Raw genomic sequence first — 18,554 nt, forward strand, 5'->3', positions numbered from 1 at the left:
ACTCGGGGGACACGGGTGCCCCATTCGCCCGCCTGGGATCGCGGCTGTGATAGAGGGCTCCTAGCGTTTCGGGCATCGAGGTGCATGTCTGGCCATTTGTGGAAACCGCTTCCGCAGCTGCTCCTCGGGGACCCGGAGGATTCACCATGCGCGCGATACGTGTCGCATCCACGGCCGTGCTGGGGGCGGCAGCCCTCGCCCTGGCCGCTCCCGTCGCCTCGGCGGCGGACGGCGCACCCGCACCGAACCCGAAGGCGGCACGAGCGCAGGCGCCGGGCGACTTCGTCGTCTCGCCCTCGCTCGTGGCGCCGGGCGGTCGGGTGACGCTCAGCGCCCCCGGCTGCAGGAGCACCGCGACCGCGTCGGCGAGCATCTTCGACCTGGCGACCATCGCACCCGGATCCAGGGCCATCGCCACGGTGGACTTGGACGCCAGGCGGGGTGCCGTCTACAGGGTCACCTTCAACTGCACCGGCGGCATCACGGACACCGTCAACCTGACCATCAGCGGCACCACCGCGACCCCGACGACGCGCTCGACCGTCCTCGCCACCCCACGCGGTGTCCAGGGCGGTCTCGGCGGTTCCGTCGGCGGGGTCGACACGGCGACTCTGGTGGCCGGCGCCGGCATGGCCGTCGCCGCGACCGCCGGCACCGTCTTCGTCGTACGGCGCCGGTCGCACCTCGACCGGGGCCGACGGCACTGACGGGAGGGGACGGTGGCTCCCCCTCACCACCCGCCGTACACGCCCGTCGCCCCCGAGTCCTGATCCACAGGATTCGGGGGCGACGGGCGTGTCGTGAGGGCGAGCGGACGGCCGACCGGGAGGTTCGACCGGTCAGACCCTCGCGCCACCCATACGACGTCGGCGGGCGATGAAGAGACCACCGCCCAGTGCGGCCGCCGCGACGAGCGAACCGCCGACGGCCATCTCCGTGGAGCTGGGGGCCAGCGAGCCGCCGAGACCGCCCTGCGCGCCCTGACCGGACAGGACGCGGAACTGCTGGGTGAGCGTCCTGCCGTTGGGGCACTGGATGGTCAGCGTGTGCTGGCCGGGCGTGGCGTGGTTGTGGATCCGGACGGTGGCGGTGGAGATCCCGTTGTTGTTGCCGGAGAGGGTCGTCGTCGGGAAGGCGGCGGACGTCACCGTGCCCCCGGCGCAGCCCCTGGCGGTGATCGTGAGGGTCGCCCCCTGGTGGACGGCGAAGGGCGTGACGGTGACAGCGTTGTTGTCGTCACCACCTCGGTTGACCTCGAACGTGTTGACGGTGACGTTGCCGGGCCCGTTGGTGGCGGCGGCGAGGGGGGCCGCGAGCCCGACCGCCGCGATCGCGGTGGCGGCCACCGCCAGAGTGCGTGCAGCACGCATGGTTGAACCTCCAGTGGAAGACGCCCCAAAGCGGTGCTCCGGGAAGTTCGACGAGTACGCCTTCCATGACGAACCCTCACAAGGAGTGGCAACCCGCGCATTTCGGCACTGGTCCACCCCGGTGAGGCGACACGCGGGGGAAACGGCCGCGAATCTGACGGAGCCGCAGGTCACAGACCGTCAGGACGCTTATCTGACGATTACTCGGATGGGTCATCGTCCCCGTCACCCGCCCGCGCTTCGGGTACCACAGAGCCCGGGCCGTTCTCCCGCTCCCGCGGCGTGCCCGCCACCCGTTCGCCCCGCTCCGATCGCCGGTCCGCGCGGTCACCCTTACCGTTCTGACGACGCCACGAAGGGAGAACCATGAGCCCCAAGGACTTCAGCGTCCTTGAGCCGAGGAGACGCCGTCCGTGGGGCGTCCTGGCCCTCGTCATGCTGTCCGGCCTGGCGATGATGCGCAACGGAGTCGACGTCGAGCTCGGCCCGCCGCAGCCCGCGGCGGCCGCCGCTCCGGCCAACCGCCCGATCGGGGCTCCGCCCACCACACCCCGCGGACTGGAGCCGCTGCCGTACGCCCCGGCCTCGCGGGTGCGCATCCCCGCCATCAGGGTCGCCGCCCCGATCATGGACGTGGGTCTCGACCAGGACGGCTGGATCGCGGCCCCTCCCCCGGAGGACCCCAACCTGGCGGGCTGGTACCAGAACGGCGTCTCGCCCGGTCAGCGCGGCACGGCCGTCATCGTCGGCCACGTCGACAACGCGACGGGCCCGGCGGTCTTCTACGGACTCGGTTCGCTGGAGAAGGGCCAGCACATCGAGGTGGAGCGGTACGACGGCCGGGTCGCCGTCTTCGAGGTCTACGGCATCGAGGTGTACGCGAAGAACAACTTCCCCGGGGTGCAGGTCTACTCCGACACCGGGGCGCCCGAACTGCGGGTCATCACCTGCGGCGGCGGCTACTCACGGGCGAACGGCTACGACGGCAACGTCGTCGTCTACGCCCGCATGGTCGGCTCGCTCTGACGCCCGCGAGGACGTACGGAGAAGGCCCCCGGGTTTCCGGGGGCCTTCTCCGTACCCGCGCCGCTCAGCGGCGCGGGACGGTGATGCGGTAGCCGGCGTCGAGCAGTTCGGGCAGATAGCGCCGGAGGGCCGCCACGCTCTGCGAGCGGTTCCCACCCGCGTCGTGCGAGAGCACGACGACCCCGGGCGCCGCTCCGTCCAGGACCCGGCGCACGATGCTCGCGGTGCCCGGCTCCTTCCAGTCCAGGGTGTCCACGGTCCAGGCGAGCGGCTCCATGCCCAGCTCGGCGCCGATCTCGAAGGAGAGCCGGTTCCAGGCCCCGAACGGGGCGCGGTACCAGAGCGGGGCCGAGCCGGCGACCTTCTCGACGAGTTCGCTGGTGGAACCCAGCTCGTCCCGGATGCGCGAGGGTCGCAGCTTGGGGATCAGCGGATGGGACCACGAATGGTTCCCGACCACGTGCCCGTCCGCGACCATCTGCCGTACCAGGTCCCGGTTCTCGGCGACCATCTCGCCGCAGACGAAGAACATCGCCCGGCAGCCGTAGCGGCGCAGAGTGGCGAGGATCTCCGGGGTGTAGCGGGGGTCGGGCCCGTCGTCGAAGGTGAGCACCATCGAGCGGCCGACGCCGGACATCTTCAGGAACGGCCGCTGCCGGACCGGAGGCATCGCCTTGCGGTAGGCAGGCGGCGCGTAGGCCGTCATCGGCTGGAGCCGGTACGCGGAGGGCTTGAGCCGGCTCCTCACCGGTGACCCCGCCGCGGGTCCCTTGCCCGCTGCCGGAGCATCGGCACCACCGGCAGCCTCCGGCGGGGTGCCGGGCGGGGTACCGGGAGGAGCGCCGGGCACCCCGCCGAAGCGGTCCGCCGTGAGGACTCCGACCGTGGCTGTGGCCCCGAGGGCGGCCGCGATGCGCAGCACGGCCCGGCGCCCGTTGGGCATCTGATCCTTTTTCATGACTAATAGCTCGCACGGCCGAACGTCGACGCCCCTCATCCACACCGAACGCCCGCCCCGAAACACCCGATGGGCGGATACCGCAGAACGCCCTGCCGGGGCCGGGCGCTACTCCCCCATCACCAGACCGTCCCGTGCCGCGCCCCGCTCGAGGACGACGTCGCGGATGGTGTCGCGTACGGCGGTGAGGGGTTCGCCCTTCTTGATGGCGGCGTTGAGGTCGACCACCCGGCCCCGGCCGGTGTCGAACCACTGCGGGAGGAACTCGGCCTTGGTGACCTCCCAGCGCGCGCCGGGGGCGGTCGGCGGGGCGAAGGTGAAGCGCCCGAGGGTGCCCTGGTTGCCGCGCGGGTCGAAGACGCCCTCGTGGTTGATCATCTCGCCGGCGATCTGGTCACCCATGCCGTAGACGACCCAGGTGCCGTTGACCTTCTCGTACGCCTGCGGGACGTGGGCGTGGGTGCCGAGGATCAGGTCGATGTCGGGCCGGCCGTCGGTCCGCGAGGCGGTGAGGGACGCGCCGAGGGCGAGCTGGTGGTCGTCGGGGGCGGTCTGCCACTCGGTTCCCCAGTGGACGCTGACCACGACGACATCGGCGCCGGCCTTCCGGGCCGCCCGGGCGTCGGCGATGATCTTCTGCTCGTCGATCAGGTTGACCGCCCACGGCTGCCCCTCAGGCAGCGGGTAGCCGTTGGTGTCGTACGTGTACGCGAGCTGGGCGACGGTCGCGTCCCCCGCCTTCAGCAGGGTCGGCCGGGCCGCCTCCTCGGCGGTGCGGGCCGAACCGGCGTGCCGGACGCCCGCCTTGTCGAGCGCGTCCAGGGTGCGCCGGAGGCCGTCGGCACCGTCGTCCAGGGTGTGGTTGGAGGCGGTGGAGCAGGAGTCGTACCCGGTCTCCTTGAGGGCGGGGGCGATCTCGGGCGGGGACTTGAAGGCGGGGTAGCCGGTGTAGGGCCCGCGCTCCTGCCCGTACACGGTCTCCATGTGGCAGATCGCCAGATCGGCCCCGGAGACCACGCTCTTCACGCCGGACAGCATGGGGCGGAAATCGTGTCCCCGGCCGTTCGCGTCCATGGCGGCCTGGTTGATGATCGAGGCGTGCGGCAGGACGTCGCCGGAGGCGACGAGCGTGAAGCCGGTCCGGGCGGAGGCCGCTCCGCCGACCGCGGGAGGATCCACGGGGCTCGCCGTGTTCTTCCGTGCGGGTGGGGCCTCGGGGGCGCGTGCGCCGCCCGCGCAGCCGGTCGCCGCCGTCAGCAGAACGGTGGCGAGGGCCACCGCCCCCTGTCTCGTACGCTGGGTCATCTACCGGCTCCGCCCGATTCATGTGATGAACATCTGTCCAGATGAATTCACAGGGCGGATAAGCCGCAGTCAAGAGTCAAAGCCGCAGTGAGCGCCAAACCCTGCCGAAACGGACGAAGAGCCTCCGCGTGACCGTTCACCGCACCATTCGCCGCTCGGTGCGACCGCTCGTCGCAGACACGTGTGCGTTCCCTGTCCCTTGCCGCCCACATGCGTTCGTATACGCCCCGGGACGAGGAGCCGGCAGGAGAGGTGCGGAGCATGACGACGGCGACGACGGACGAGAGGGCTCTCGCGGAGCTGCAGCGTGACCACGGCCAGGCCCTGCTCGGCTTCCTGCTCGGCCTGACCTACGGCGACCGACAGCGCGCGGAGGACCTGGTACAGGAGACGCTCGTCCGCGCCTGGCTCCACCCGGAGGCCTTCGACGGCCCCTACGAGTCGATGCGCCCCTGGCTGTTCACGGTGGCCCGGCGGCTCGCCATCGACGCCCGGCGCTCCCGGCTCGCCCGGCCCACCGAGATCGGCGACGGGATACTCGCGGCCACCCCCGACCCGGCCGACGCCACGGAGTCCGCGGTCGCGGCGCTCGATGTACGGGCGGCCGTACGGGGGCTGAGCCCCGAACACCGAGCGGTCCTGGTGCGGCTGTACTTCCACGGTCTGACCGTCAACGAGGCCGCCGCCGATCTCGGCATCCCGGCCGGAACCGTCAAGTCCCGCTCGCACTACGCGCTGCGGCAGCTCGGGCACTGCCTGCCCGGCTACCGGCCCCGGCGCCGCACCGTTGCCCGCTCGCGGGCCACGGCCGCACAATGAGCGCGTGACGCTGACGCTGACTCTCGCCGCCGCGGAAAAGGTACTCGCCGACAACTTCGCCCCCTGGGTGCTCGATCTGGGGCTCTCGGTGGTCTCGGTCGACGGGCAGGAGGCGGTCCTGCGCCTCCCCTGGTCCGATCGGCTCGCCCGGGAGGGCGGCGGCCTCTCGGGTCAGGCCCTGATGGCCGCCGCCGACACGGCGACCGTGATCGCGGTCGCCGCGTCCCGCGGCGGCTTCGTACCGATGACGACGGTGCAGCAGTCCATCAGCTTCCAGCGGGCGGTGCTCGCCGCGGACGTCCTGGTGCGGGCCCGGCTCACCAAGGCGGGCAAGCGGATGGCGTTCGCCGACATCACGATGACGGCGGAGGGCTCGGAGGAGACGGCCGCCCACGCGACGGCGGTGTACGCGCTGCTCGGCTGAGCCCCGCAGAGCCGCCGCTCCCACCGACCCCGCCGGCCCTGGCACCACTACGCCCGCCACACCCTCCCCGGACGTCTCCTCTTTCCCCACCTCTCCCACCGGCACCGATCCGGCGGAGAAACGTATCCGAAACCACACGGGCGAGTTGAGCAAAGAGCCGCCCACGCACGTCTTCCTCGGTGGAGGCTCGTGGTCGGGGGTCGTCGACCGACATGTCCGGGAGAAGGTGGGAGCGTTGCTGCCCGAGAGTACGAACGGCACCAGCGGAGGCGGGCTCGCCGTCCCGATGGCCTGGCTGTGTGCCGAGTTCACCGCGGACGATCTGCTGCGTACGGGATGCCTGGTCGCACCCGGCACCCTGGAGTACCGGGCCGGCCGGCAGACGCTGGCCCTCACCATCCACCTCTGCGCCGACCCGGACACCTCCGCCGGGGCCTGGTCCGCGGGGCTCATCGACGAATGGCTCTCCCGGACCTCCTACGACCACCCCTGGCCGCAGTGGGTCCGCGAGCAGCTCGCCGCGCGGGCCCGTACGGGTGCGGAGAGCCCCGACCTCGCGATGGCCCTCGAGACCTGGCGTCTCCTGGAGGCGACGCAGGTACGCGCCGCCGATCTGGGCGGGCTGCCGTCGGCCGGGTCCGTCCCTCCGGTCGACGAGGCGGAACAAGTGTGGCTTCCCGCCTGGAAGTTGGGCCTCCCACTCGGCCATCTGGCCCTGCATCTCTACGGTGCGGGCGGCTGAGGGGCCGTACGGTGCACCCCTGAGCGGTACTTGGGGATCCGTACCGTCACCTTCATCCCCGCACCGACCCCGGTCTCGATGACGAGGCCGTGCTCGGCCCCGTACACCTGGCGCAGCCGCTCGTCGACGTTGGACAGGCCGATGCCCGAACCGGTGGGCCGCTCGCCGAGCAGGATCGCGCGCAGGGCGGCCGGGTCCATGCCCACGCCGTCGTCCTCGATCACGACCACGGCCTCCGCGCCCGCGTCCCGGGCGGAGATCGTGACCCGGCAGACGTTCACGCTGTCCTCCAGCCCGTGCTTGACGGCGTTCTCCACCAGCGGCTGGAGACAGAGGAACGGCAGGGTGACCGGCAGCACCTCGGGCGCGATCTGGAGCGTGACCTTGAGCCGGTCTCCGAAGCGGGCGCCGGCGAGCGCCAAGTACTGCTCGATGGAGCGCAGTTCGTCGGCCAGCTGGGCGAACTCCCCGTGCCGCCGGAAGGAGTAGCGGGTGAAGTCCGCGAACTCGAGGAGCAGCTCCCGCGCCCGCTCGGGGTCGGTGCGGACGAACGAGGCGATGGCGGCGAGGGAGTTGAAGATGAAGTGCGGCGAGATCTGGGCGCGCAGGGCCCGGATCTCCGCCTCCACGATCCTGGTCCGCGAGCGGTCCAGCTCGGCCAGCTCCAGCTGTACCGAGGCCCAGCGGGCGACCTCGGTCGCGGCCCGCACCAGCACGGCCGACTCCCGCGAGCCGTAGGCGACGAGCGTGCCGAGCACCCCGTCCTCTCCGGTGAGCGGGGCGATCACCGCCCAGCGCAGCGGGCAGGTGACGTCGGCGCAGCCGGTGTGTTCCGACCTGCTGCGGCCCGAGTCGAGGATCCCGGCGACCTGGTCCATGACGTGCTCGCGGTGGTGCCCCTCGCCGGGGCCGTCCCAGGCGAGGACGGCGGACCTGTCGGTCAGGCAGAGCGCCTCCGTGCCGAGGAGCGAGCGCAACCGCCGGACGGCCTTGCGCGCGGTCTCCTCGGTGAGTCCGCCGCGCAGAGGGGGCGCCGCGAGCGAGGCGGCGTGCAGGGTCTGGAACGTGGCCCGTTCGAGGGGGGTGCCGAGGTCGAGGTCGGCGGCGCCACGGCGGGCGGCGAGCCGGCCGAGGACGAAGCCGATGGCCAGCAGGACCGCGCCGGCGGCGGTGGCCGCGGCGATCACGATGGGGGTCATCGGCCCCGCCCTCCCGACCGGCGTTCGGCGTCCCGGGACCGTTGCCCGGCCCACGGCGCGGTTTCCGTGCCGCGTCCGGCGGCCGCCCGGGGCTCGGGTTCGGGCATCTCGTCCCTGGGACCACTCCGGCCCGTGAACTCCTCCGGCAGGTGGAGCCGGGCGAGCAGCACCGGTGTGGAGGCCGGGATGTGGCGAGGGGTGGCCAGCGACACCAGGACCATCGTGAGGAAGCCCAGCGGCACCGACCAGACCGCCGGCCAGGCCATCAGGGTGTGCGGCCAGCCCTCGTCCGGCAGTCCGGCCCGGGTCGCCATCACCGCCGCGAGTGCGGAGCCGCCGCCCAGCAGCAGTCCGGCCATGGCGCCGGGCGGTGTGAGCCGCCGCCACCAGATGCCGAGGACGAGCAGCGGACAGAAGGAGGAGGCGGAGACGGCGAAGGCGAGGCCCACGGCGTCCGCGACCGGGACCTTCGAGGCGAGGATCCCCGCGGTCAGCGGGACGGCGGTGGCGAGCAGGGTCGCGAGCCGGAAGTGCCGTACACCCCGGGACGGGAGAACGTCCTGGGTGAGGACTCCGGCGACCGACATCGTGAGCCCCGAGGCGGTGGAGAGGAAGGCGGCGAAGGCCCCGCCGGCGAGGAGCGCGCCCAGCAGGTCGCCGAGCACGCCGCCGAGCATCCGGTCCGGCAGGACGAGCACGGCGGCGTCGGCCGCTCCGGTGAGCGCCAGTTCGGGGGCGTAGATCCGGCCGAGGGCCCCGTACACCGGCGGCAGCAGATAGAACACACCGACAAGACCGAGGACGACGAGGGTGGTACGCCGCGCGGCGCGGCCGTGGGGGCTGGTGTAGAAGCGGACGGCGACATGGGGCAGTCCCATGGTGCCGAGGAACGTGGCGAGGATCAGCCCGTACGTGGCGTACAGCTGGTGGCCGTCGCGTCCGCCGGCCAGCGGTTGGGACCAGCCGAGGGGATCGGCGCCGGTGGAGGCGCGTGCGGGGACGGGCGCGCCCGCGGCGAAGGCGAGTTCGGTGCCGCCCTCGACACGGTGGGCGCCCTTGTCGAGGGTGACGGTCCGCCGCTCGTACGCGGTGGCGTCGACGCGGCCGGTGACGGTGAGCGTGAGCGGGGCGTCGACCTCGATCCGTACGGTGTCGGCGACGCGTACGACGGTGTGCTCGCGGAAGACGGCCGGGGCGTCGAAGCGGACGCGGGGGGTGTCGTCGCCGAACCAGGCCGCGGCGAGGAAGAGGGCGGGCACGAGCAGGGCGGTGAGCTTGAGCCAGTACTGGAAGGCCTGGACGAAGGTGATGCTGCGCATGCCGCCCGCGGCGACGATCCCGGTGACGACGAGGGCGACGAGCAGTCCGCCGACCCAGTCGGGCGCGCCGGTGAGGATCTCCAGGGTGAGCCCGGCGCCCTGGAGCTGCGGGAGGAGGTAGAGCCAACCGATACCGACGACGAAGAGGCTGGCGAGGCGGCGGGCGGGCGGGGATTCCAGCCGGGCCTCGGCGAAGTCGGAGAGGGTGTACGCCCCCGAGCGGCGCAGCGGGGCGGCGACCAGGACGAGCAGGACGAGGTAGCCGGCGGTGTAGCCGACCGGGTACCAGAGCATGTCCGGGCCCTGGACGAGGACGAGTCCTGCGATGCCGAGGAAGGAGGCGGCGGAGAGGTATTCGCCGCTGATGGCGGCGGCGTTGAGGCCCGGGCGTACGGTGCGCGAGGCCACGTAGAAGTCGGAGGTCGTGCGGGATATCCGCAGGCCGAGGGCGCCGATGAGCACGGTCGCCAGGACGACGGCGGTGACGGCGGCCACCGCGTAGGTGTGGTTCACGTCCGGCCCCCGCGGTCAGCGGCCCTCGACGAGGCCGGTGAAGTCGCGTTCGTTGCGTTCGGCGCGGCGGACGTACCAACGGGCGACGGCCCAGATGACCGGATACACGCCGACACCGAGAGCGATCCAGACGACGGCCTCGGGTGCGGGGAGGGCGAGGAGCAGGGGCAGCGGACCGACGAGGAGGGCGAGCGCGCCGAGGGCGGTGAGGGCGGCCTTCAGCTGGCTGCGCATCAGGGAGCGGACGTAGGTGTGACCGAGGGTGGTCTGCTCGCTGATCTCGGAGCGGGCGGGGGGATGCCCGGGCGGACGGCCGGGCGAGTGCGGCGAGACCAGCCCCGTCGCGCGCAGCGCGGAGGCGTGCGTGACGATCTCGCGCCGCGGCCGGCGCGGCGTCGGTTCCTCGGACGTCGGTGTCCGCTCCGGCATCTGGCGACCTCGCAGTGGCTGTGGAGTGAACGGAGTCTACGCAGCGGTCATGACGCACGGTAGAGGCGTCACCCACCTCCCGGCGGGACCGCCGGGACGGGGAACATCAGCCGCCCGCGCGGCGCATCAGGAGGTCTCTCAGTTGGCGGGCGTGGCGGCGGCTGACGGCCAGTTCCGTGGTGCCGAGGCGGACCGAGGTGGCGCCCCCGTCGAGGCGCAGTTCGTCGATGCGGGCGAGGGCGACGAGGTGGCTGCGGTGGATGCGGACGAAGCCGCGTTCGGCCCACCGCTCCTCCAGCGTGGACAGCGGGATGCGGACGAGGTGGCTGCCCTCGTCCGTGTGCAGGCGGGCGTAGTCGCCCTGGGCCTCCACGTAGGCGATGTCATCGACGGCCACGAAGCGGGTCACCCCGCCGAGTTCGACCGGGATCTGCTCGGGTGCCGTGAGCGGGGCCGCGGGTGCGGCGGAGGCGTGGACCAGCTCACGGACCCGGCGGACGGCCTCGGCGAGCCGCTCGCGCCGCACCGGCTTGAGCACGTAGTCCACGGCCTTGAGGTCGAAGGCCTGGACGGCGAAGCCCTCGTGCGCGGTGACGAAGACGATCAGCGGCGGCCGCGCGAAGCCGGCGAGCAGCCGGGCGAGGTCGAGCCCGGTGAGGCCGGCCATGTGGATGTCGAGGAAGACGACGTCGATGGCGTCGTCGCCGTCCGGCCCGGCGTCGAGGGCCCGGCCGATCCTGCGCAGCGCCTCCGTCGCGTCGGTGGCACCCTCGGCGCTGCGGACCCGCGGATCGGCACGCAGGAGGTAGAGCAGCTCTCCGAGGGCCGGCTCTTCGTCGTCGACGGCCAGTACGCGCACCATGCGGCGGAGTCTATGCGAGCGCCCGCGGGCGGTTACGGGCGGTCACGCGCGGTCATTTGAGCAGTTTCGACATCCTGCGGTCGGCGAGCGGCTTGCCTCCGGTCTGGCAGGTGGGGCAGTACTGGAGCGACGAGTCGCTGAAGGACACCTCGCGGATCGTGTCCCCGCAGACCGGGCACGGCTCGCCCGTCCGGCCGTGGACCCGCAGACCGCTCTTCTTCTCGGCCTTGAGCTTGCCGGCGGCCAGCCCGTGGGACCGCTCGACGGCCTCCCGCAGGGTGGTCCGCATCGCCTCGTACAGGCCGGCGGTCTCCTCCTCGGTGAGGTTCTGCGTGGGTTTGAACGGGGACATCCTCGCCACGTGCAGGATCTCGTCGCTGTACGCGTTGCCGATGCCGGCGATCAGGCGCTGGTCCCGCAAGGCGCCCTTGATCTGGCGCCGTTCCCCGGTGAGCAGGGCGGTGAAGGCGGCGAGGTCGAAGTCGTCCGCGAGCGGATCGGGGCCGAGCCGGGCGACACCCGGCACCTCCCGCGGGTCGCGGACGAGGTGGACGGCGAGGCGTTTGGTGGTGCCGGCCTCGGTGAGGTCGAAGCCGTCGCCTCCGGTGAGCGCCGTCCGCAGGGCCAGCGGCCCTTTGCCCGGGCGCGGCGGCCCCGAGGGGAGGGGGTCCTTCCACTGGAGCCAGCCCGCGCGCGCGAGATGGGCGAGGAGATGGAGTTCGCCCGCCTCCCCGTCGGTGGTGATGTCCAGGAACTTGCCGTGCCGGGCGACCCCGGTGACGGTGGCGCCCTCGACGGCGCTCAGGGGCGGGTCGTACGTCTTGAGCACGCTGATCGCGACGGGCAGGACGCGGGCGATCTCCTTGCCCACCAGATGCTCGTCGAGGAACTCTCGCAGCGCTTCCACCTCGGGCAGTTCGGGCATGGCTCCACCCTGCCGCAAGGGCGCAGCCGGTGCCAACGCTCGGTGCGGAGCCGATGACGGCCGCCCGGCCGCGCGCTCAGCGGCCCCCGTCCAGGTGCGCAAGGAGATCCAGTTCCTCGCCGAGGGCCGCGGCGAGCGCGCCGAGGTCGGGGACGGCCTTGCCGTCGGCGACCAGGCCGACGTGGACCCGGCCGCCGTACGGGGACATGGCGACGGCGAGCGACTGGCCGCGGGCGAGCGGGGCCATCGGGAAGAGTTCGCGCAGCGGGGCGCCGCCGAGGGAGAGGGCCGAGCGGGGCAGCGGGACGTTGGTGACCAGGACGTCGAAGAGGAGCCGGGCGGCTCCGGAGGCCAGCGGTGCACCGAAGCGATGGGCGAGCGAGGGCAGTTGGTCGGCGAGCACGGCAACGGCTCCGGCCCCCCGCAGCGGCCCCTCGGCCTTGTTCCGGTCCATGGCACGTCGTACGGCGGACAGCCGGGTCGCGGGGTCGGGCTCGGTGACGGGGAGGGTGAGGAGGTAGGCGGAGAAGCTGTTACCGGAACCCGCGGGTGCGCCGGGCCGCCGGCGGGAGACCGGCACGAGGGCGCGCGGGTCGGTGCCGGGGAGCGGTTCGCCGCGTCCGTCGAGCCAGCGGCGCAGGGCGCCGGCGACGACAGCGAGGAGGACGTCGTTGGCGGTGCCGCCCGTACTGCGGCGCACCTCGTGGACGCGCTCCAGGTCCAGGACGGCGGTGGCCACGCGGCGCGTCCCGCTGGAGTGGGCGGCGAGTGCGGAAGGGACGCGGCCATCGAGCAGGCCGGCGCGGACGACGGAGGCTCCGACCACGGAGGCCCCGACCTCGACAGCCCGGCCGAGGTCCCCGATGCGGTCCCGGGCGGCGCCCATGATCCGGCCGGGGCCCGGGAGCCAGGAGCGCGGGGGCACGGCGCGTGGGCGGCGACCGGCCGGCCTGCGGGCGGCGGCGATTTCGTCGAAGATGCCGGCGCCGATGGCGACGGCCCGCATGCCGTCGGCGAGGGCGTGGTGGAGTTTGACGAGGACGGCGAACGAGCCGTCGGGGGCGCCCGTGAGCAGGTACATCTCCCAGGGCGGCAGTCCCCGTTCGACCGGCCGTTCCATCAGCTCGCCCGCGAGCCGGGCGGCCTCGGTGGCGAAGTCGGCGCCGGGCAGCGCGATCTCCCGCACGTGCCGCGTCACGTCGAAGTGCTTGTCCGTGCTCCAGGCGGCGCCTCCCACGGGCAGCAGGACGTCGCGGACCCTCATGCGCAGCCGGGGGATCGCGGCGGCGCGGCGGGCGAGCAGGTCCAGGACGGTGGACGGATCGCCCTCGGCGGGGAGCGGGCCGAAGTGGACGAGGGCGCCCAGATGCATGGGGTGGTCGGTGGATTCGAGATGCCAAAAGGCCAGATCAAGAGGTGCCAGAAGCTCACTGCTCAAGGGATCCTCGTGTCCTAGGAGGGCGGCAGGGGATCGAAGTCAATCGCGCACGGTCGGTTACGGTCAAGTACGATCGATGTACGCTGAGTTAACAATGAATTCGCACCAGACGCATTTGCCACTGCCGCGCGATTCCACGCCCCACACGTCCGAGATCCGGTCCACGAGCATCAGTCCGCGGCCCGAGACGCCCGATTCCCCCGCCTCCCTCCGGCGCGGCAGCGCGCTGGAGCGGTCCTCGACCTCCACCCGGAGCCGCCGCTCGGGCCCCGACAGCATCCGCAGGGTCACGATCGCCCCGCCGTCGGTGTGCATCAGCGCGTTGGTGATCAGCTCGTCGGCGGCCAGCTCGATCTCGTCCGAGCGCTCTCCCGCGCCCCAGGCCCGTACCGCCGCCCGGATCATGTGACGGGCGGAGCTGAGCGCCTCCGGGTCGCTCTGCCCCACATGCTGCTGGAGCCGGCCGCCGGACTGCGGGAAGTACGCACCCTGGCGCCGCAGCAGCAGGATCGCCACGTCGTCCTCGCCGCCCCGCTCGTCCACGACCTCACAGAGGTGGTCGGCGAGCTGCTGAAGATCCCGCGGCCCGCGCCGGACCAGCGAGGAGAGCCACTGCAGGCCCTCGTCGAGATCGGCGCCCGGCTTCTCCACCAGACCGTCGGTGTACAGCAGGAGGGTCTGTCCCGGGGAGAGCTCCAGGGTGGTCACCGGATGGTCGAGGCGGCCGAACTCGGCCGAGAGGCCGAGCGGCAGTCCCCCCTCCACCGGCAGCCGACGGCAGCTGCCGTCGGTGTCCTGGAGCAGCGGGTCGACGTGCCCGGCGCGCACCACCTGGACGACTCCGGTGGCGGGGTCCGCCTCGACGTAGGTGCAGGTGGCGAAGCGGTCGGTGTCCAGTTCGTGGAGGAAGACGGAGGCCCGGGCCATCACGGTCGCCGGGGTGTGCCCCTCGGCGGCGTAGGCGCGCAGCACGATCCGCAGTTGTCCCATGACGGCCGCCGCGTGGGTGTCGTGCCCCTGTACGTCCCCGATGACGGCGCCGACCCGGCCCCCGGGCAGCGGGATGATGTCGTACCAGTCGCCGCCGATGTCCCGGCCGAGGCGGGCCGAGCGGTACCGGACGGCTATCTGGGCCCCTGGGACGTCGGGGATGCGACGGGGCAGCATCGCCTGCTGGAGCCCCTCGGCCAGGTCGTGCTCCTGCTCGTAGAGCATGGCCCGTTTGAGGCTCTGCGCGATGCTGCTGCCGAGCGCCACCAGCAGATTGCGCTCGTCGGCGCTGAAACCGGTCTTGTCGCTGTAGAGCAGTCCGAGCGCGCCGATCGGTCGGGCCTGGGCGATCAGCGGGAGATAGGCCGCCGAGGTGATGCCGAGCCCGCTGATGTGCGGCCACAGGATCGGGTACGAGTCGGCGAAGTCCTTCGGCGACTCGATGAACCGGGGTCGCAGGGTCCGGACCACCTCGCTCATCGGGTACGGCTCGTCCACCCGGGTGAATCGTGTGCCGGGCACGAAGGCTCCGGCGGGCCCCTCGGCGACCAGATGGATGCGGCCGGCCTCCAGGAGCCCCATGACGAGGCTGGTGGCGCCGAAGTACTGGAGGCCGTGCGAGGCGTTGAGCAGGTCGATGATGTCCTGCACGGTCCGCGCGTGGGCCAGGGCCGCGGTGGTGCCCTCCACGACGCTGGTGCGTCTGCGCCGCCCCTCGTCCAGGCCGAGCCGGGCGGCTTGCTCGGTCACCTCCTCCGAGGCGTCCCGGACGATGCCGATGATCCGGCGGGGTCGGCCGGTCTCGTCGCGCTGGATCAGGCCCTCGGTGTGGGTCCAGCGCGGTCCGCCGCCCCGCAGCCGGACGCGGAAGTAGGCGCCGTAGTGGTCGCTGCCGTCCTTGAGCGCGTGGCTGACCAGCGTGTCGAGCTGCCGCCCTTCGTCGGGCATGACGCGGGAGGAGAGGGTGAGCGGATCTCCGTCGTACTCCTCGGGGCGGAGGTCGAAGACGCTGAGGGCGCCCTCGTCCATGGTCATCTGACCGCTGACGAGGTCCCAGTCGAAGCTGCCCATGCGGAACGCCCGACCGTAGTCACGGAGGAAGCAGCACGTCACACCCCCTTCGCCCGATCCGCAGCGGCACCGCTCCGCCGCCCCTCCCCCTGTGCCCGCGTTCATGGGGCCACGCTAGGCGCAGGCCCGGCGCCGCGCACGGCGGAGATCTGGGTGGGGCCGGGGGTCACCCCTCATCCCTCGAAGGTCTCCGGTTGCTGCGCGCCGGTGTCGCTGGGGAACAGGTCCTCGAAGGAGGGAGCCTCGGGCTCCGGCTCGACCGGCGGCTCCGGGGTGGGCGGGGAGGCCGGCTCGGACCAGGTCGGGGTCGGACACCCGGGAGGGATCGACGGGCTCGGTGACGTCGGGCTCGGGGAGCTCGGGTAGGGGGTCGTCGTGTCAGGAGACGCCGTGTCCGGCGTTCCGGTCCGGGTCTCGGACGGCGGCAGCGACGGGCAGTCGGTCGGCGACGGGGACGCGGTGTCGCCGGGGGTGGTCGAACCGTCGGGCCTCACGGGCGCGCTGCGCTCGGGTGCGGGCGAGCTGTCGGTGACCGAAGGAGACCGCACCGGGGCCGGCGGTTCGGTGAGGACGCAGGCGGCGGGGTCGCAGGGCGGGACGACGACCGGATGCGCGTCCCGCTCGCCGTCCGTGCCGGTCTTCCGCTCGATCCAGGTGTTGTTGACGACGTTCACGATGACCAGGCTGTTGACGACCGTCGTGGTCGGCCTGATGACGACGACCCGGTCGCGGTGGTAGCCGCGCCAGGGCTGCCCGCTGTGCCTGGCGCCCTGGACGGCGACGGGCGAGCGCAGCGGATTTCCGCAGGCACAGCGGACGCGGGGCGCGCCGTACTGGTCGACGAGCACCGCCGTACCGGCCTGGAGGACGGACTGGAACGCAGTGGCGGAACCGTCGCGGAAGCCGTGGTTGGTGACGCGGGTGTCGGAGCTCAGGACGACGGGGGTGAGGCCGCGCAGCCAGTCGGCGAGAGCGGACTCGGGGATGCCGGCGGCCTCGGCGAAGGCATGGGCCTTGGCCTGGTCCCCGGCGAGGAAGGCGACCTGCCGCTCGACGTCGCAGCTGGCGACGGAGCGGGTGCCTCCGTAGAGGCCGGGGGTGGAGCCGGTGACCTCGCGGATCGTCTGTGCGCTCGCGGTGGGCGGTGGGGTGTCCGGCGCGGCGGCGGTGGGGGCGGGGGCGGCGGCCTTGGCCGTGGAGGCGGTGAAGGGGTCGGGGCCCTGGGCAGCGACGGGCTGGAGGAACACCTCCTGCGAGGCCGCTTCCAGGCCGGCGGCGCCGCTGTCGCCGCCGGACGAGCAGCCCGCGAGGAGCAGCGCCGACACCAGCGCGGCAAGTGCGGTGACGTGGGGCCGTCGCGGCCCGCGTATGGATGAGCGCACGTGGATCTCCCGCCTCTTTCCACTCCGAGACATTCCTTCATGTCTGTCGCACCGCACGGGCGCGCGCAAGCGGAGTACGGCCGACCGGACGACACACTTGAACACGTTCAAGAAAGGCCCTAGGCTCGACCCCAGAAGCTTTGAACACGTTCAATCAGGGGGTGGGGGGCATGTCCGTGCTGGTCGGTCTCATCGTCATGCTCGGCATGTTCGTCATCGTCCCGGTGGGCCTTGACCTGATCGACGGCCCCCGGCCGCGGGGGCTGCGGATGCTCCGCCGCGCCTGGCCCCTGCTCGCCGCACCGGGCGCGCTCGCCCTCTGGCTCCCGCGCTCCCCCACCGCCGCCGCGCTCGCCGCCGTCTACGCGCTGGCCACGCTCGCGCTGGCGCTGTTCGCCCCGGCCCGGCTCGTGGCGCGCCCCACGCTCCCGCCCTCGGAGATCGCCGTGCTCACCGCGCTCGTGACCCCTTCGGTCGCGGGCCTGGCCCTGGTCGCCGAACGCGCCGGACACGAGCTTCTCGGCTTCGACCTCGACATCCTGGCCCTGACCGTGCCCCACTTCCATTTCGCCGGCTTCGCCGCGGCCCTGGTGGCCGGCCTGGTCTGCCGTACGTCCGACGGGCCCGCCACGCGCTTCGCCGCGCTCAGCGTGCCGCTCGGCACGCTGCTCGTGCTGGTCGGGTACTTCGTCGACGACTGGGCCGAGCTCCTCGGAGCGCTCGTCCTCACCGCCGGGATGTGGGCCGTCGCCCTGTCGACCTGGCGGGACCTGCGGACCGGCGCCCGCGACCCGGTCACCCGCGGGCTCCTGGGCGTCTCGGCCGTGGTCCTCGTGGCGACCATGCTGCTGGCCCTGAGCTGGGCGCTCGGCGAGGCCACCGGACAGCCCCACCCGAACCTGACCTGGATGGCCGCCACCCACGGCCTCGGCAACGCCCTCGGTTTCGCGCTCTGCTCGCTGCTCGCCTGGCGCCGCCTGCGGGCGGCCGCCCCCTCGAAGGAGACCGCATCATGGCCCGTCTGATCCGCGACCTCGCCACCCCGGCCTCCCCCGCACCCCTGAACTATCGGGAGGTCGGCGCCACCGGCCGGGACCGCCTCCCGGCGGGCTACCACCACCTCCACCACACCGTCCGCATCGGACGGGGCCGGGACGCCTTCGAGACCGCCGGGGCCGCCGTCACCACGTGGCGGATGCACCGCGCCTCGGGCGCCCGGGTCCGCAGCGAGGCGGTCCGCGCCGAACCCGGCGCCTTCGTCGAGGTCTCGCTCGGCCTCGGTCCGGTCCGGTTCGCCGCGCCCTGCGAGGTGATCTGGACGGCGTACGAGACGGACCGCACCGGCTTCGCGTACGGCACCCGCACCGGCCACCCCGAAAGCGGCGAGGAGTCCTTCGTCGTCGATCTCCACCCCGACGGCTCGGTCTGGTTCACGGTCACCGCCTTCAGCCGCCCCGCCGCCTGGTACACGCGCCTCGGGGGACCACTCGTCCCCGTCCTCCAGCACGCCTACGCCCGCTGGCTCGGCCGCACGCTGCAACGCGTCGTCGCCGGATGACGTGCGGGGTTACGCTCCCTCTATAGGCATACGTCCCGACCCAGGAGGCGGCCGTGAGCCAGTACCAGTACGACGAATACAGCACCCCCTCGCAGGCCGAGGGAGAGCGCCTCGAAGAGGACATGGACGCGCTCCAGCGGGACCACCGGCACCCGGCGACCGTACGCACCACCCCGTCCCAGGCCGAGGGCCAGCGCACCCTCGACGAGGAGGAGAAGGTCTGA

General features: G+C 72.9%; 19 protein-coding genes. 8 read left to right on the plus strand and 11 right to left on the minus strand.

Features of this window, described 5'->3' with window-relative positions; genetic code table 11:
* The first annotated feature begins 146 nt into the window (after window positions 1-146).
* Window positions 147-707: a hypothetical protein gene (locus tag ACFV9D_RS00905; protein WP_385138834.1), complete on the plus strand. Its 561-nt coding sequence runs from the start codon at window positions 147-149 to the stop codon at window positions 705-707.
* 132 nt (window positions 708-839) lie between these two features.
* Here the strand turns inward: ACFV9D_RS00905 and ACFV9D_RS00910 are convergent, their stop codons facing one another.
* Window positions 840-1,370: a hypothetical protein gene (locus ACFV9D_RS00910; protein ID WP_385138836.1), complete on the minus strand. Its 531-nt coding sequence runs from the start codon at window positions 1,368-1,370 to the stop codon at window positions 840-842.
* Between the two features lie 366 nt (window positions 1,371-1,736).
* Between ACFV9D_RS00910 and ACFV9D_RS00915 the strand changes: the two genes are divergently transcribed.
* The gene (locus ACFV9D_RS00915) at window positions 1,737-2,396 is read left to right on the plus strand and encodes a class F sortase (RefSeq protein ID WP_385138839.1); all 660 of its coding nucleotides are present in this window, start codon (window positions 1,737-1,739) and stop codon (window positions 2,394-2,396) included.
* Window positions 2,397-2,460: 64 nt separating this feature from the next.
* Here the strand turns inward: ACFV9D_RS00915 and ACFV9D_RS00920 are convergent, their stop codons facing one another.
* Complete coding sequence (locus tag ACFV9D_RS00920; RefSeq protein ID WP_385138842.1) at window positions 2,461-3,339, minus strand: polysaccharide deacetylase family protein; 879 nt, start codon at window positions 3,337-3,339, stop codon at window positions 2,461-2,463.
* Window positions 3,340-3,462: 123 nt separating this feature from the next.
* Window positions 3,463-4,659, minus strand: a complete 1,197-nt coding sequence (locus ACFV9D_RS00925; RefSeq protein WP_385138845.1) for a CapA family protein — start codon at window positions 4,657-4,659, stop codon at window positions 3,463-3,465.
* A 261-nt stretch (window positions 4,660-4,920) separates the two neighbouring features.
* Between ACFV9D_RS00925 and ACFV9D_RS00930 the strand changes: the two genes are divergently transcribed.
* From ACFV9D_RS00930 to ACFV9D_RS00940, 3 genes are all read left to right on the plus strand, one after another.
* Complete coding sequence (locus ACFV9D_RS00930) at window positions 4,921-5,478, plus strand: sigma-70 family RNA polymerase sigma factor (RefSeq protein WP_385138848.1); 558 nt, start codon at window positions 4,921-4,923, stop codon at window positions 5,476-5,478.
* A 10-nt stretch (window positions 5,479-5,488) separates the two neighbouring features.
* Window positions 5,489-5,902 (plus strand): PaaI family thioesterase, encoded by a 414-nt coding sequence (locus ACFV9D_RS00935; protein ID WP_385139415.1) that lies wholly within the window; start codon window positions 5,489-5,491, stop codon window positions 5,900-5,902.
* 235 nt (window positions 5,903-6,137) lie between these two features.
* Window positions 6,138-6,644 carry a hypothetical protein gene (locus ACFV9D_RS00940; RefSeq protein ID WP_385138851.1) on the plus strand — a complete coding sequence of 169 codons (507 nt, stop codon included), beginning with the start codon at window positions 6,138-6,140 and terminating at the stop codon, window positions 6,642-6,644.
* Here the strand turns inward: ACFV9D_RS00940 and ACFV9D_RS00945 are convergent.
* The 8 genes from ACFV9D_RS00945 to ACFV9D_RS00980 form a co-directional block, all read right to left on the minus strand.
* Window positions 6,626-7,843 (minus strand): sensor histidine kinase, encoded by a 1,218-nt coding sequence (locus ACFV9D_RS00945; protein WP_385138854.1) that lies wholly within the window; start codon window positions 7,841-7,843, stop codon window positions 6,626-6,628. The two genes, ACFV9D_RS00940 and ACFV9D_RS00945, sit on opposite strands and share 19 nt — an antisense overlap.
* Window positions 7,840-9,675 carry a cation acetate symporter gene (locus ACFV9D_RS00950; protein WP_385138857.1) on the minus strand — a complete coding sequence of 612 codons (1,836 nt, stop codon included), beginning with the start codon at window positions 9,673-9,675 and terminating at the stop codon, window positions 7,840-7,842. The genes ACFV9D_RS00945 and ACFV9D_RS00950 overlap by 4 nt, the downstream gene beginning before the upstream one ends.
* A 15-nt stretch (window positions 9,676-9,690) precedes the next feature.
* Window positions 9,691-10,104 carry a hypothetical protein gene (locus ACFV9D_RS00955; RefSeq protein ID WP_385138860.1) on the minus strand — a complete coding sequence of 138 codons (414 nt, stop codon included), beginning with the start codon at window positions 10,102-10,104 and terminating at the stop codon, window positions 9,691-9,693.
* Window positions 10,105-10,210: 106 nt separating this feature from the next.
* A complete protein-coding gene (locus tag ACFV9D_RS00960; RefSeq protein ID WP_385138863.1) occupies window positions 10,211-10,966 on the minus strand; it encodes a LytR/AlgR family response regulator transcription factor in 756 nt (251 codons plus the stop codon).
* 52 nt (window positions 10,967-11,018) lie between these two features.
* Window positions 11,019-11,891 (minus strand): Fpg/Nei family DNA glycosylase, encoded by an 873-nt coding sequence (locus tag ACFV9D_RS00965; protein ID WP_385138866.1) that lies wholly within the window; start codon window positions 11,889-11,891, stop codon window positions 11,019-11,021.
* 76 nt (window positions 11,892-11,967) lie between these two features.
* Window positions 11,968-13,329: a wax ester/triacylglycerol synthase family O-acyltransferase gene (locus ACFV9D_RS00970; protein ID WP_385138869.1), complete on the minus strand. Its 1,362-nt coding sequence runs from the start codon at window positions 13,327-13,329 to the stop codon at window positions 11,968-11,970.
* A gap of 63 nt (window positions 13,330-13,392) precedes the next feature.
* Window positions 13,393-15,495, minus strand: coding sequence for a SpoIIE family protein phosphatase (locus ACFV9D_RS00975; RefSeq protein ID WP_385138872.1), 2,103 nt, complete (start codon window positions 15,493-15,495; stop codon window positions 13,393-13,395).
* A 68-nt stretch (window positions 15,496-15,563) separates the two neighbouring features.
* Window positions 15,564-16,772, minus strand: a complete 1,209-nt coding sequence (locus ACFV9D_RS00980) for a DUF6777 domain-containing protein (RefSeq protein WP_385138875.1) — start codon at window positions 16,770-16,772, stop codon at window positions 15,564-15,566.
* 170 nt (window positions 16,773-16,942) lie between these two features.
* On the opposite strand from ACFV9D_RS00980, the gene ACFV9D_RS00985 reads away from it, so the two are divergent.
* The 3 genes from ACFV9D_RS00985 to ACFV9D_RS00995 are packed head-to-tail and all read left to right on the plus strand — an operon-like array spanning window position 16,943 to window position 18,554.
* Complete coding sequence (locus tag ACFV9D_RS00985) at window positions 16,943-17,797, plus strand: YndJ family protein (RefSeq protein ID WP_385138878.1); 855 nt, start codon at window positions 16,943-16,945, stop codon at window positions 17,795-17,797.
* On the plus strand, window positions 17,785-18,330 hold the full coding sequence (locus ACFV9D_RS00990; RefSeq protein ID WP_385138881.1) for a DUF1990 family protein: 546 nt from the start codon (window positions 17,785-17,787) through the stop codon (window positions 18,328-18,330). Before ACFV9D_RS00985 ends, ACFV9D_RS00990 begins: the two co-directional genes overlap by 13 nt.
* Before the next feature lie 53 nt (window positions 18,331-18,383).
* Window positions 18,384-18,554 (plus strand): hypothetical protein, encoded by a 171-nt coding sequence (locus ACFV9D_RS00995; protein ID WP_385138883.1) that lies wholly within the window; start codon window positions 18,384-18,386, stop codon window positions 18,552-18,554.

The sequence above is a fragment of the Streptomyces sp. NPDC059875 genome (assembly GCF_042731085.1).
GTDB lineage: Bacteria > Actinomycetota > Actinomycetes > Streptomycetales > Streptomycetaceae > Streptomyces.